Origin of the sequence: Vibrio sp. FE10, from assembly GCF_030297155.1 — a bacterium.
Taxonomy (GTDB): Bacteria; Pseudomonadota; Gammaproteobacteria; order Enterobacterales; family Vibrionaceae; genus Vibrio; species Vibrio apostichopi.
This window is the reverse complement of the sequence record NZ_AP028068.1, coordinates 434,558-447,155: the sequence shown is the minus strand read 5'-3', so window position 1 is coordinate 447,155 and position 12,598 is coordinate 434,558. Positions and strand designations below refer to the sequence as shown.

Here is a 12,598-nt window from a genome sequence, read left to right as displayed (position 1 = left end):
AAATCTGGCAATTAAAATCATTCTGTTAATTAAAACGATCGAGCCGAGTAAAACATACTAACCGAGCTTTAATTCCATCTGATACAAGGGCCAGGTTTTGCCATTGAATTCTTTGACGCTCGGCTCTTTGTCTACCACCTCAAAGCCCGCTTTGTCGTAGCAACGTTTTGCGCCGATATTCTGTTGAAAGACCGCCAAGCTGATGGTGGTGACATCTGGTATTTGTTTCGCTGCTTCTAATGCACTCTCTATCATGGATTGCCCAAGCCCTTTGCCTCGTTGGTTTGGGTGAATCGCGACTCGGCAGAAACGAAGTTCGTTGTCTGACATATGTTGAAACTCCATAAAACCGAGCAAGTCATTGGCATTTGAATTAGTGCAAGGCGTGGAGAATGTGTAAAGCTCGACATGTGGCTCTTGAGATCTCTCGATGATGGAGGCTGCTTCTAACGGCCAACCAAATGTTCGCCCGCCCCACAGTACGTAGTCTTCTAGGGATGTAAACCAAGTGACTATCTCTTCGGCGTCGGATGCTTTAAAGCGGTTTATTTCCATATCCTTCTCTCTTCCTTATTGCCTGCTTCTTTTTCTAAGCCGCTAAACTTCCGAGCCCAACTGCTCAAGAAAACCACGCATGTAGTCGGTGCGCTTGTTGGCTTCAAACTTGGCGGATTCTGTATTCATGGTTTCAGCGAGTTTAAACAGCTTCACGTAGAAGTGGTCGACGCTGTAATGCTTGTCATCCAAGTCACGATGTTCAGCGAATGGATCTTCGTGGTTATAGAGTTCAGCGTTAAAGCTCTGACCTACGTACAGGCAGCGAGCAATACCAATCGCACCGAGAGAATCTAGTCGATCCGCATCTTGCACAACCTGCGCTTCTAAGGTTTCAGGAGTGATGTTAGCGCTGTAGCTGTGCGTGACAATGGCATGATGGATCTCATCAAGATAGGACGCGGGATAGTCGACAGATTTGAGGAAAGAGATCGCCTTGTCTGCTGCCATTTGCGAGCTTTGGGCTCTGTCTGGATGGTTCTTAGGAAAGGTGAAACAATCATGAAGGTAAGCGGCAGGTAAAACGACTTCAAGCTTAGCCTGTTCTTGAGCACACAAAGTCTTGGCGGTTTTGACTACACGCTTGATGTGGCTGATGTCGTGCGCAGCATCTTGTGTCATTTCTTGTTTTGCAAAATCAAGCAGTTGGTCTTCAAACTTTTCCTTCACGCGTCTCTTTCTCCATATTTAGACGTTAGCAATCTTGCTTATTAATTAGCATATATTTCACCTCGACTTTAACAGTTTCAAGCGCGAGTTTTTATCTTTTATAAAAGGAATACCAACAAAAAAACCGACTCTGTGAGTCGGCTTGATAGAGAGGCTTGTCTACGTATTTTAGGACGAGACAGATAAAAGCATTATCAACGGCAGTTAGAGTTTAAGCTGCAGCTTGTTGAAGTTGTGCTAACACATGATGCAGAGAAGGGCTGATGGTGTGTCCAAGCGCTTTCACTTCTTCGCATGGCTCTACTAAATCAGGGATCTGGAAGCTGATCATATTCGCAGCCATAGATGCGCGAATACCGTTGTTTGAATCTTCAAACGCGAGACAAGTTTCAGGCGCAACACCTAGGCGTTCTGCCGCTAGTAAGTAGATCTCTGGGTGAGGTTTGCCGTGAGTCACTTCGCAGCCTGTGCTTAATGAGGTGAAGTAAGAATCTAGGCCTGCGAGCTCAAGTTTCTTCTTCGCGATATCAAGCTGAGTTGAGGTCGCTACCGCGATTGGAATGTCGTTTGATTTTAGCCATTCAAGAAGCTCAATCACGCCATCTTTAACTGGGATAGCTTGGTGCTTAACTATCGCACTGTAGCGGGTGCGCCATTCATTGTTCAGTGCTGGGTAGTCTAGGTTTTCACCGTAGCCATTTCTAAAGATCTGTTCGATGGTTTTTGCGTTACAGCCAATAATGCCTAGGTAAACATCCTGCAAAAACGGAACACCTTGTGCGTGACATGCTTCTTCAAAAACCTGCATACAAAGTCGCTCGGTGTCGAGCAGCAGTCCATCCATATCAAAAATAGCAGCTTGAAAATTCATATACGTGGTTCTTTCTGTGTTGTCTTCGTGAGGGCGAGTATTTTGACATAGTGCCTGGAGATAGGCGAGTCAGAGTTCAGTAAAACAACGATAATTGTATTACAAAACTTTAAGGGAACAGGTGCAATCCGTTATGGGCGCCTGAATGGGTGATAGCGTTTAGTTATGATATGTAAATTTTATATATTCAGGGGTTCTAAAAGAAACAATGAACATCAGAATGCATAACAACCCTTGAGCTTCGTTTGAGTGAAAAATTACATTTTCGATACTTATTCGGCTGTTATCGTGACCCTAATCTTATAAAAAGCAATCCATTAAAACGCTCAATAATTGTGTGACCTACCAATAAGTAAAGTATTGAACATACAGACAAAATATCCCTAGTCCACATTTTTAGCAAGGTTGCTTATGTTGTATTTTGAGTTTCTATTTTTATTGGTCGTGCTTTATATCGGGTCTCGGTATGGCGGTATCGGCTTAGGTGTTGTTTCTGGGATTGGTTTGGTTATCGAGGTGTTTGTCTTCAAGATGCCACCAACGTCTCCACCTGTCACCGTAATGCTGATCATCCTCGCTGTTGTTACCTGTGCTTCGATCCTCGAAGCGGCTGGTGGCTTGAAATACATGCTTCAAGTCGCGGAAAGGGTGTTGAGAAAGAACCCGAAACGCGTCACCTTGATAGCACCGTTCGTGACTTATTCGATGACTTTCCTATTGGGTACTGGCCATGCGGTTTACTCAATTATGCCTATCATCGGTGATGTGGCATTGAAGAACGGTATTCGTCCTGAGCGCCCAATGGCGGCAGCATCGGTGGCGTCTCAATTGGCGATTACTGCATCGCCAATCTCGGCAGCAGTGGTGTACTACCTCGCGCAGCTTTCAGATATTCAACACTCTATTACTCTGCTTTCTATTCTGATGGTGACGGTTCCTGCAACGTTGTTCGGCACACTTTTGCTTTCTCTGTATAGCTTGAAACGTGGTAAAGAACTGAACGACGATCCTGATTACCAAGCGCGTCTAAAAGATCCTGAGTGGAAAAAGCGCATTGAAAGCACAACGGCAACCTCTTTGGATGAAGTACTGCCAACTTCGGCTCGTAATGCGGTATTGATTTTCCTATTGTCAATTGTGGTGATCGTTATCGTGGCGATGGTGCCAGAGATCAGAACTATCGTAGACGGCGGCAAACCAATCAAGATGTCGGTGATCATCCAAATGATGATGCTCTGTTTCGGCGGTATCATCTTGTTGGCAACCAAAACTGACCCACGTGATGTACCAAATGGCGTGGTATTTAAATCCGGTATGGTGGCGGCGATTGCTATTTTCGGTATCGCATGGATGTCAGATACTTACTTCCAATACGCAATGCCTCAGTTCAAATCTGGCATCGTGGAAATGGTAACCAACTACCCATGGACGTTTGCACTAGCGCTATTCATCGTATCGGTTGTGGTGAACTCTCAGGCTGCGACTGCACGTATGATGCTACCTGTTGGTCTTGGCTTAGGACTAGACCCAGCCTTGTTGATCGGCTTAATGCCAGCAGTTTACGGCTACTTCTTCATCCCGAACTACCCATCAGATATTGCAACGGTTAACTTCGATGTGTCAGGCACCACTAAGATTGGTAAATGGTACTTCAACCACTCATTCATGTCGGTCGGTTTAATCGGTGTAGTCGGCGCATGTTGTTTAGGTTACGCACTGGCTCAGATTTTTATCGCTTAACCTAGCTTTCGGTCGCTTAATCAAACTAACGATAGCGAGATAAAAAACGAAAACAGCGCCTATTGAGGCGCTGTTTTTGTTTGTAGTGTTTGGAGAGCGTGATTCGAAACTAGGTTTCGGATTAATAACCAATATTAACGTGGCTCAAAAGCCAAGGATTGAATCGCTTCTTCAATCGTTAAGAAGTGAATCTTCATCAGGCACACTTCTGCCTTCTGGAACTCGTGATTTCGAATAAGTTTAGTCACGCTTTCAACCGAATACTGGTTTGCTCGCTTCGCTAGCGACAGTTGATTTGAGCTCGATTGAAGTGCGTAGCTGTCACCTTCAGAATCAATTAGATAATCATCTTCGCCTAAGATCATGTCTGAGCATTCTGCTTGAAAATCGTTCTCGGATGCGACGTAAATAAGTTCATCATCACCGTCGAGTTTTACTAAAGATGGCCAACTGATCATTACTGCCTCTAAATCATGGATGTTGAAGTTTGAGCCTCGACTATAAACAGTTTTGAAGATTGGGTCACCTATTGTCCTATCTGACTCAAAACGCTACTTACTTAAAGAGCTACTTGCTCAAAGAGCGGCCTAACGGTGCAAAATAGCCTTGCATCGCATTGTAGATTTCTTCTCTGTGCTCAAGGTCGGGATACAAAGGGTACATATCCGGTTTGGTCGTGCCATCGACTAAGTAAGAATTTTCGATCTCTGAGCAGGATTCAATTGCAGACTCAAAGGCGCGAGCCATCATTTCTGTAGGTAGTGAGAAGTAACGGGCAGACGTTGCCTTGTCGGCAATAACACTGCGTGCAACGTAGTCGTGCTTATCCAGGTTGTTGTCGCTGAGCAATGTGGCATCGAACAGAGACATCAAACTCTCGTTTAATGGATGAGGCCTTACCTTTCTATTGTGTAACCAACAGTCACTGGCGAACAAGATGTGTCTTCGAGGGCCTGAGGTGTCACCAATTTCAAAAGCCTTTTCAGCTATGTAGTGGTCAAACGCATGCCAAAACTCGTGGGCGAGTGCACCTGCGCCGGCGTTCTTAGCGAGCGCTAATTCTCTTTGGTTCGGGGCGTAATGTGCTTGTACGCCTTTTCTGCCGCCACTGCCAAAGGCTAAGCCTAATGTGCCACGCAGGCCAATGGCTTCTGGCGGCAGAGCCAAGATGTAAGCTAGGTCTGCTAGCGAGTCGAATATCAGATTCGCAGCCAGATCCTTCTCTTCTTTCGTCACCCAAGCGCCCACGCGAATGCTGCCCATACCAAAGGTCTGCTTGATGTCCATGAAAGACACCTGATCACCATGGCGATAGTCTGGGCCTTTGCGAGTCTTGTATTTAAAGTGAGTTAACTTCAAGGTGTTCCTTGGAAACAGACGTTAGGTTGAGTGATGAACTGATTTCGGACGCATCTCTTTCAAGCGCATCTATTTGAATCGTACTTAATGAGCAGTACTTGTGTGAATTGTATTTTAGCAACGAGAGAAAGTTAGCATTTTTGACCGCAACTTTCCGGACAAATTAACCTAAGTTGAGTTCACGTGCTTCCCATGACGTTGGGCTTCCTTCACGAGTCAGAGGAAACAGAGACTTGTCTGGCTTGGCGTAACTCAATCGGTGAAGCCTTTGCGTGACGTGGTAGCTATCGAGTCCTGAAATCGTGACTAAATCTAGCGCTTCTAAATCAAGGTAGCCATCCGGCATCACTGCACGCTTGGGTGCTTGAATCGTAATAACCTCTCCAATCAACATCTGGGTTTGATTACTCTCTATTGAAATCTGCTCTTTCAAAACCAGCCCTATCTTGAGTGCACTTTCTAATACAAACGGCGCGGGAAACATGTCGTCATAATAAGGGGTGAGCCCGACGGCTTTGAATTCGGATGCCGACTTTGGATAACGAGCTGAAGTTTGATGCGCTTTTTGAACAAAATCAGCGCCGATGCTGTTGATGGTGAAGTGTTGAGTTTCTAGGATATTCTCTAATGTGTGACGACGACTCTCTGCTGGCCGAACTATGAAGCCAAACAAAGGTGGGTTCGACCCTAGATGAACCACAGAACTTACCACCGCAAGATTTTCCAGCCCTTGTTTATCACAGGTACCAATCAAGTTGGCGCTTTTGAACCCCGATAAAGAGTTAATTAAGCGAGCGCGCTCTCGCTGATCCATCGTTTGGATATCTTTTCTTGAAAGGGTCATGTCTTTCATATCTTCTCTTCTTCTCATTTTTTGTTTTCGACGACTTGTTCACTAACCAAATCATATTTACGCGAAAGCCCCCTCTAACGATCAGGTGAGCGTGTGCCTTTGCATAGATTTACGTATGTTGACGTTGCTTTACATCACGCAAGCTAAAGTAATGATGTCGTCTTTATGAGTGTTAAAAAATGAAAACAGTCCGCAATATCCTCTGGGCAATGATTGCCATAATGTCAGCCTTTTGGTTTGCGATGGAACCGCAACTTTTCGCTTCAAACAATGTATTTGAATGGCGCTCTGCCATGATTCAGTACTCGGGTATGTTGTCTCTGATGTTAATGTCCATCACCATGATCTTGGCGATGCGTTTGCCTATGGTTGAGAATTGGCTCAACGGTATGGATAAGGCGTATCGCGTCCACAAATGGTTAGGTATCGGTGGCGTAGCTCTGGGTGTGACACACTGGTTGTGGTACCAGATCCCTAAGTGGCTAGTGACGTCAGGAGTGTTGGCTAAACCTGTTCGTCATGACGGCTCTGGCCCTGCAAGAGCTTTGTCTGGTTGGGAAGCGTGGGTCAATGGACTACACGGTTTCGCTGAAAATATTGGCGAATGGGGTTTCTATCTATTGCTTGTTTTACTGGTGGCGTCGTTGTGGGCAGCAGTAAAATACAAACCGTTTAAATTGTCACATCGCTTGATGTCTGTCGCGTATCTGTTGATCGCGTTTCACTCGGTATTACTGCTCAAACATGCCTATTGGGGCCAGCCTATTTATTACCTAACGGTGGCCTTTGCTTTGGTTGGGTCTATCGCGGCGATGTACAGTTTGTTGGGTTTTGTAGGGCGTCGTAATCGTCACTCTGCTGCTGTTTCTTCCACTCGTTACTTTCCACAAGCCGAAGTGATGGAGTTGGTGCTAAAGCCCGGAACATCTTGGCGAGGCCACAAAGCAGGGCAGTTTGCGTACCTGCGCTTCGGCAATGAAGACCCGCACCCGTTTACCATTGTTTCGGGCAGCGAAGATTCAGAACTGCGTTTCTTGATTAAAGAGTTGGGTGACTTTACGAATGGTCTTTATGAACGAGTTAATGCGGGCGATACGGTTACGGTGGAAGGGCCTTATGGTCGACTTGAGTTTGACTTAAGTAAGCCACAAATTTGGATTGCGGGTGGTGTCGGGATAGCGTCGTTTTTTGCAACGCTTGAAGCGCTCAAAACAGAGAAGACTCACTCTCGCATCGAGCTATTCTATTGTACTCGTGGTGTCGATGAGCATTTAGTGGATGAGTTATGGCACCTTGCACATCAAGTTGGAGTGAATTTGAACGTGATAGACACCTTGCATTCACCTCGATTAAACGCTGAACGCATTGCTAACCAGTGTGGTGATTTAAACGATTATGAGCTGTATTTTTGCGGGCCAGATCGGTTCTCAACATCGCTTAAAAAAGAACTCGATGCGTGCAAGTTCAACGTTGATCAGAACTATCACGAAGAGCTGTTCGTGATGCGCTAAAAAGGCCGAAAGAGCTATTAATAGCGTTAAGTTTGGCTCTTTGTTGCGAGGCTGGATCAGCAGTTCGATTTGTTGTTATTGATACCTGACTACAAGTACTCGTTAAAAAGGCAAAACTTGGTCAACTTTTTATTGCAGCGGTTTGCTATTGAGCGATACCATGTACGGCTGTTTTATTGGTAAAGATCGCAAAATGTCAGATGAAAAGCTCGCGCTAGAGTGGATGCGCCAACAAGCGCACAAAATTGATCCGTATGTTATAAATCCATCATTTGATGAGTGTGTCGAACTGCTTGAGCCTGCTTTCAAAAAAGGGAAAAGTGTCGCGCAGCTAAAATATCTATTATCAGAAGCCGATCGTCGAGCGGGGGCTGCCGAGCGTAAACATGCCGCCTTAAAGTTCGCCAAAGAAAAAAGCCCAAAGGCAGGTCAAAACCTTCGCCTTCAAAGCAAGCTCCAGCAAGTGCAGTTAGCGCTAAAGCTAGCAACTGGCGACAACAACATGACCATATCGCAGTTTTGTTCTGAGTATGATGTCAGCAAGCGAGACGGCAACGTAGCGTGGAATGAAAAGCTGGTTGAGCAGAATAAGAAGAAGTGATTTTCGCAATACCTTATGCTTTTTGAGCTGATAAGTGATAAGGCTTCATCGCTCAAATACCAGTTTTAAACCCTACCAATAATGCCGTTCAACAGTATTTAAAAAGCCTGAAAAGCGTCTTTTCTTCTCAGGCTTTGCTAACGACTAGTGACTTCTCTGTTCCGTCTTAACGGTTAACCTCTGCTAAAAGTATCGACGCGCGAGTGCCAGACGCTAAGGTCGGATGTTATTAAAGCTGACCTTCTGTGTCCCATCGTCTTTATTTTCTAGCTCCACCACATCGCCTTGATAGTAGTAAGGCTCCATTGGCATCTTGCTGTTGGTCGGCCTTGCATAGTGAAGTACAGCAGGTTTGTCGTCGACCTGTTGGGCATATAAATAGCCAATCAAAGCATGTTCAAATTGATGATAACCATTGCCCCAATGGAAAGCTTTGGTACGTTTAGGTTCAAGCCCTACGCCGCCATATTGATGGTCGACCCACACATCATGAAACGTCGGTAGTGTGTATTGCAGAACTTCTTTCATTGAACCATCGACCAGCGATACCGTCATCGCAGCTTGGTCTAGCTCTGCCCACTCCCATGATGAAGCCCAATTTGTGTTGGGTCTGCTTTGCCAACCGGTAATTTCTTGTCCTTTCCATGCCTTCTGAAGCTCCTCGCCAAAATATTGGGATACGCTCACGAACTCTTTTTGATATTGAGCTTGGGCTAAGGTGTGTTTCATCCCTTTGATGCCAAACTGCGACCATTCAGAATTCTTCAATGTTTGGCCTGTCAGGTAAGTCATCCAATACGCCTTGATGGTGTGTCCAAAATCATTGTGATTGGCATTGGGCATCATCGCTGCTTTGCTGTGAATGGCACCGTAGAAACGCTGCTCATCTTCTGAATGATAGTGGTCGACCATGGTTTGGGTTAACCAACTTAGATCATCAAGCCATTTTGTCTTGGTGGGCTCTTTTAACAGGGGAGCGACTAACAGCATGTAGCCGTTAATCTGATCAAGTTGTGCGACCAATTCACGTCGTGTGGCTTTGCCATCTTCACCGTCAGCAAGTACCCACGCTAGGCCGCTGTTGTCGTTAAGTCGATACTTATCAAAGATAAAAGCTTGTTGGGCGATGAGCGCTTCTTCTATCTTTTTGTCTTGGGTCAGGTAGTAATACATGGCGAGGCCGACCAGCGCATACGCTTGATCTTGAGAGGTACGCTGTTGCCACTCAAGTCCCGCTTTGCCGTCTTTGGTGAAGCTTATGAAGCCGCCATTTTTCTTATCTTCTAGCTGATCTATAAGGTAGTAAGCCCCTTGCTTGGCTAGCTCTAATGCCTGCTTATCGCCTGTAAGATGATAAAGCACGCCATAGGCATAGGTTTGACGCGATTTCATACGCGTGAACTCTTTGCCAAAGTGCGGCGTGATCCATCCTTTGTCTAACTCAGGACAAACGTTAGAAACATCGAGGAGTGTTCCATCATCACAGCGGAAAGTCGGGAAGTTGCCTATTGGTTCTCCCTGCGCGCTAGGTATTAGCCAATAAGGTGCCAGCCCTTCAGAAGCATGATTGACCCAGTCTTCTCCAGAGGGAAGGGTGACATTGGCAGATACAGCGAAACTGGTCGCGCTGAGTAATGCGATGGTTGCTCGTAACATGATGTTTATCTTAATGATTTGAGTTTCGTTGAATATAAACAATCAGGTCTGCACATTGTGATTCGGCGATCACAATCGATCAAATTATTAGGAAGTAAATGGAAGTCTGATGAAAATGGATTATTGGGTTGAAGTTTTTAGAACCCGGAGGTTGTCTATCCCATGTTATTGATAGAGCAAATACTAGATCAGCCTTATTCCATTAAACTTAAATCGATATAAAATTATCGTTTATCGATAATTTTTTGTTGATCATCATTTATTTTAATCTTAATATCCTCTCCGTCAATTCAACAGGAATCTAAGTATGTCCAATATTCAAAAACAAAGCCGACGTGTACGTGTGCTATTACAATCCCTTTTTGTACTTACTCCTATAATGGTGTGTTACTTCTGGCTAACAATTGAGACTCCCTATGACTTTATTAGTGCGACGGGCATTTTTTATCTTACTTACGACATCGGGTATTTCACGATGTTACCGCTTACTATGACAACAAGAATCGTTGCTGCGTTCACAAGCTTATTGATGTCGAGCATCCTTATGTACGCACTGATGGTTCTGATACGTTTATTCCGTAACTATGAGCGAGGTGAAATCTTCTCTTTAGAAAACGCAATGTCCTACCAGAAGCTCGGATATAGCCTGTTTTATTGGGTACTAGGTTCAGTTATCTACGGTTCATTGATGTCAGTGATTCTGTCGTTCAATAATCCACCAGGTGAACGTATCTTTGAGATTAGTTTTGTTGGTATGGACTTTTTAACACTGATATTGGGTATAATTATTTTGATCATCTCATGGGTGATGAAAGAAGGTTATATTCTGGCTGACGAACATAGCCAAACCATTTAAAGGACTTGTCATGACTATCCGCATTAATTTAGACATTATGATGGCCAAACGAAAAATGCGATTGAAGACATTGGCAAAAGAAGTTGGGATTACTGAAGCCAACTTATCAGTATTAAAAAATGGTAAAGCTAAAGCGGTAAGGCTATCGACACTCGACAAGCTGTGTGAAGTTTTAGAGTGCCAACCTGGTGATATTTTGGAGTTTGAACCGAATGATCATCAAGACAGCGTTGCTGAAGAATAGCCTGTAAGGACATTACTTTCTAATCATCTAATAATGAACGAGTCTCGATGCCCTTTCGAGACTCATATTGATTTATCTAAACAGGCTTGCCCGCCTCATCCTCTTCAACTACATCGGTTTCTAAACTCGCTTCTGCTTGCCATTTTTGTATTGATACGCTGTTGAGCACGCGTTGTTGGTATAGCGCCGCTTTTTCAGAAAGCTCAATGCCATAAGTTTGTACTCGGATGGCGACAGGGGCAAACATCGCGTCTGCAATTGACCATTCACCAAACAACCAACCCTCTGGGTATTTTTCCATTTGCGTGGACCATATTTGGTCGATACGAGCGATATCTTTAAGAGCGCCTTCACTGAGTGAGAGTGTTCTTCTTGCTCGGCAATTCATCGGCATTTCATTTCTTACATCAGAAAAACCCGAATGCATTTCTGCAGCAATTGCTCTGGCTAGAGCACGTTCTTCGCGTGATTCAGGCCATGCAGCACCGTCTAAATAGGTTTCGTTAATGTATTCAAGAATCGCCAACGAATCCCACACTGCGACATCACCATCGACCAGAGTTGGAACCTTAGCCGTTGGTGTCACTTTCGCCAGAGTGTCGTAGAAATCAGAGGTGAAAAGCTTGAGTTTGATGACTTCGGCATTCAGGTTGTAATTATCGAAGATTAGCCAAGCGCGCAGTGACCAAGTAGAGTAGTTTTGGTTTCCAATATAAAGCTGCATAGATGCTTCCCTGTGTTTGGTGAATATGCTTTTGAGCTTAAGGGATTGTATTGCGGCGAACTAACGGATAATTTTGATGTATTACATTAATAAAAACGATGGGTGGTTAATTCAGCATGGATATTGATGCTCTGCGAGGCTTTCTCGCGTTCGTGGAAACCAGTAGCTTCACGCGTGCTGCGAAACAGATCAATCGCACCCAATCCGCGTTTAGTGCGCAGATGCGTAAATTAGAAGAGGAACTTAATGTCACTCTTTTTCAGAAAGAAGGTCGTAACTTAGTGCTTACTGAGGCGGGACTGGCGCTGCGTTCTCATGCAGAGCAGCTGGTCGCCCTTCACAATACCGCGCTGAAACAAGTAAAGCGTTATGAGGACAAACAGCCACTGCGATTAGGTTGTCCTGAAGATTATAACGACACCATTTTGCCTAAAGTGATTCGCCTGTTACAGCAAGCAGAACCTACGTGCTCAATCCAAATATTTAGCCTGCCAAGCATTACGCTGAGAGAGTGGTTGGATGATGGCCGTTTAGATGCGGCGATTGTCACCAGAGCGCCTGACAGCGAAGAGGGGCATTGGCTCACCAGTGATACCGGAGTTTGGATAAGCAGCCCTGATTTTATGCTCGACGATTCAAAACCGATTCCATTGGCTCTGTTTCAGACCGATTGTAAATATCACGCAGCCGCGGTCAATGGCTTAGCTAAACAGGGAACGCCCTATCAGTTATTGGCGTGCAGCAATACCGCTTCAGCGCAGCGCGCGATAGTAAAAGCAGGGTTAGCGATTGGTGCGATGGGTAAGCTCAGCGTGACGCCGGATTTAAACGTTCTTGAAGATATGCCGCCGTTACCTTCGGTCGATATTGTGCTGATCTTAGCGAGTAAGCATCATCCTGTATTAGACAAAGAAGTGCTCAATCAACTTGTCGAGTTGGACTCTGATTAGCTTTCTGTT

14 protein-coding genes are annotated in these 12,598 nt (G+C 45.0%); 6 read left to right on the top strand and 8 right to left on the bottom strand.

Annotated elements, in window-relative coordinates:
• Nucleotides 1-57: 57 nt before the first annotated feature.
• From QUF19_RS19155 to QUF19_RS19145, 3 genes are all read right to left on the bottom strand, one after another.
• A complete protein-coding gene (locus tag QUF19_RS19155) occupies nt 58-555 on the bottom strand; it encodes a GNAT family N-acetyltransferase (protein WP_286302238.1) in 498 nt (165 codons plus the stop codon).
• Nucleotides 556-597: 42 nt separating this feature from the next.
• Nucleotides 598-1,224 carry an HD domain-containing protein gene (locus QUF19_RS19150; RefSeq protein ID WP_286302236.1) on the bottom strand — a complete coding sequence of 209 codons (627 nt, stop codon included), beginning with the start codon at nt 1,222-1,224 and terminating at the stop codon, nt 598-600.
• Between the two features lie 211 nt (nt 1,225-1,435).
• Nucleotides 1,436-2,095, bottom strand: coding sequence for an HAD family hydrolase (locus tag QUF19_RS19145; protein ID WP_286302234.1), 660 nt, complete (start codon nt 2,093-2,095; stop codon nt 1,436-1,438).
• A 411-nt stretch (nt 2,096-2,506) separates the two neighbouring features.
• Here QUF19_RS19145 and QUF19_RS19140 point away from each other — a divergent pair, with 411 nt between their 5' ends.
• Nucleotides 2,507-3,835: an anaerobic C4-dicarboxylate transporter gene (locus QUF19_RS19140; RefSeq protein ID WP_286302233.1), complete on the top strand. Its 1,329-nt coding sequence runs from the start codon at nt 2,507-2,509 to the stop codon at nt 3,833-3,835.
• 134 nt (nt 3,836-3,969) lie between these two features.
• On the opposite strand, the gene QUF19_RS19135 is transcribed toward QUF19_RS19140, so the two are convergent.
• The 3 genes from QUF19_RS19135 to QUF19_RS19125 form a co-directional block, all read right to left on the bottom strand.
• On the bottom strand, nt 3,970-4,293 hold the full coding sequence (locus QUF19_RS19135) for a DUF4144 domain-containing protein (RefSeq protein WP_286302231.1): 324 nt from the start codon (nt 4,291-4,293) through the stop codon (nt 3,970-3,972).
• A 109-nt stretch (nt 4,294-4,402) separates the two neighbouring features.
• Nucleotides 4,403-5,194 (bottom strand): CLCA_X family protein, encoded by a 792-nt coding sequence (locus tag QUF19_RS19130; RefSeq protein ID WP_286302229.1) that lies wholly within the window; start codon nt 5,192-5,194, stop codon nt 4,403-4,405.
• Nucleotides 5,195-5,357: 163 nt separating this feature from the next.
• On the bottom strand, nt 5,358-6,047 hold the full coding sequence (locus QUF19_RS19125) for a flavin reductase family protein (RefSeq protein ID WP_286302227.1): 690 nt from the start codon (nt 6,045-6,047) through the stop codon (nt 5,358-5,360).
• Between the two features lie 179 nt (nt 6,048-6,226).
• Between QUF19_RS19125 and QUF19_RS19120 the strand changes: the two genes are divergently transcribed.
• Both QUF19_RS19120 and QUF19_RS19115 read left to right on the top strand, forming a co-directional pair.
• Entirely contained in the window at nt 6,227-7,558 is a 1,332-nt protein-coding gene (locus tag QUF19_RS19120) for a ferredoxin reductase family protein (RefSeq protein ID WP_286302225.1), read from the top strand.
• A gap of 193 nt (nt 7,559-7,751) precedes the next feature.
• On the top strand, nt 7,752-8,159 hold the full coding sequence (locus tag QUF19_RS19115) for a hypothetical protein (RefSeq protein WP_029223609.1): 408 nt from the start codon (nt 7,752-7,754) through the stop codon (nt 8,157-8,159).
• 213 nt (nt 8,160-8,372) lie between these two features.
• On the opposite strand, the gene QUF19_RS19110 is transcribed toward QUF19_RS19115, so the two are convergent.
• Nucleotides 8,373-9,815: an AGE family epimerase/isomerase gene (locus QUF19_RS19110; RefSeq protein WP_286302220.1), complete on the bottom strand. Its 1,443-nt coding sequence runs from the start codon at nt 9,813-9,815 to the stop codon at nt 8,373-8,375.
• Between the two features lie 307 nt (nt 9,816-10,122).
• On the opposite strand from QUF19_RS19110, the gene QUF19_RS19105 reads away from it, so the two are divergent.
• A complete protein-coding gene (locus QUF19_RS19105; RefSeq protein WP_286302219.1) occupies nt 10,123-10,671 on the top strand; it encodes a DUF2975 domain-containing protein in 549 nt (182 codons plus the stop codon).
• A 10-nt stretch (nt 10,672-10,681) separates the two neighbouring features.
• The gene (locus QUF19_RS19100) at nt 10,682-10,915 is read left to right on the top strand and encodes a helix-turn-helix domain-containing protein (RefSeq protein WP_017054877.1); all 234 of its coding nucleotides are present in this window, start codon (nt 10,682-10,684) and stop codon (nt 10,913-10,915) included.
• Between the two features lie 76 nt (nt 10,916-10,991).
• On the opposite strand, the gene QUF19_RS19095 is transcribed toward QUF19_RS19100, so the two are convergent.
• Entirely contained in the window at nt 10,992-11,639 is a 648-nt protein-coding gene (locus QUF19_RS19095; RefSeq protein ID WP_286302212.1) for a glutathione S-transferase family protein, read from the bottom strand.
• A gap of 116 nt (nt 11,640-11,755) precedes the next feature.
• Between QUF19_RS19095 and QUF19_RS19090 the strand changes: the two genes are divergently transcribed.
• Nucleotides 11,756-12,589 (top strand): LysR family transcriptional regulator, encoded by an 834-nt coding sequence (locus QUF19_RS19090; protein WP_286302211.1) that lies wholly within the window; start codon nt 11,756-11,758, stop codon nt 12,587-12,589.
• Nucleotides 12,590-12,598 lie beyond the last annotated feature (9 nt).

Coding starts and splice junctions, on each gene's coding strand:
- QUF19_RS19145 (WP_286302234.1), bottom strand. CDS start 2,095: ATGAATTTTCAAGCTGCTATTTTTGATATGGATGGACTGCTGCTCGAC.
- QUF19_RS19090 (WP_286302211.1), top strand. CDS start 11,756: ATGGATATTGATGCTCTGCGAGGCTTTCTCGCGTTCGTGGAAACCAGT.
- QUF19_RS19120 (WP_286302225.1), top strand. CDS start 6,227: ATGAAAACAGTCCGCAATATCCTCTGGGCAATGATTGCCATAATGTCA.
- QUF19_RS19135 (WP_286302231.1), bottom strand. CDS start 4,293: ATGATCAGTTGGCCATCTTTAGTAAAACTCGACGGTGATGATGAACTT.
- QUF19_RS19095 (WP_286302212.1), bottom strand. CDS start 11,639: ATGCAGCTTTATATTGGAAACCAAAACTACTCTACTTGGTCACTGCGC.
- QUF19_RS19155 (WP_286302238.1), bottom strand. CDS start 555: ATGGAAATAAACCGCTTTAAAGCATCCGACGCCGAAGAGATAGTCACT.
- QUF19_RS19125 (WP_286302227.1), bottom strand. CDS start 6,047: ATGAAAGACATGACCCTTTCAAGAAAAGATATCCAAACGATGGATCAG.
- QUF19_RS19140 (WP_286302233.1), top strand. CDS start 2,507: ATGTTGTATTTTGAGTTTCTATTTTTATTGGTCGTGCTTTATATCGGG.
- QUF19_RS19100 (WP_017054877.1), top strand. CDS start 10,682: ATGACTATCCGCATTAATTTAGACATTATGATGGCCAAACGAAAAATG.
- QUF19_RS19110 (WP_286302220.1), bottom strand. CDS start 9,815: ATGTTACGAGCAACCATCGCATTACTCAGCGCGACCAGTTTCGCTGTA.
- QUF19_RS19115 (WP_029223609.1), top strand. CDS start 7,752: ATGTCAGATGAAAAGCTCGCGCTAGAGTGGATGCGCCAACAAGCGCAC.
- QUF19_RS19105 (WP_286302219.1), top strand. CDS start 10,123: ATGTCCAATATTCAAAAACAAAGCCGACGTGTACGTGTGCTATTACAA.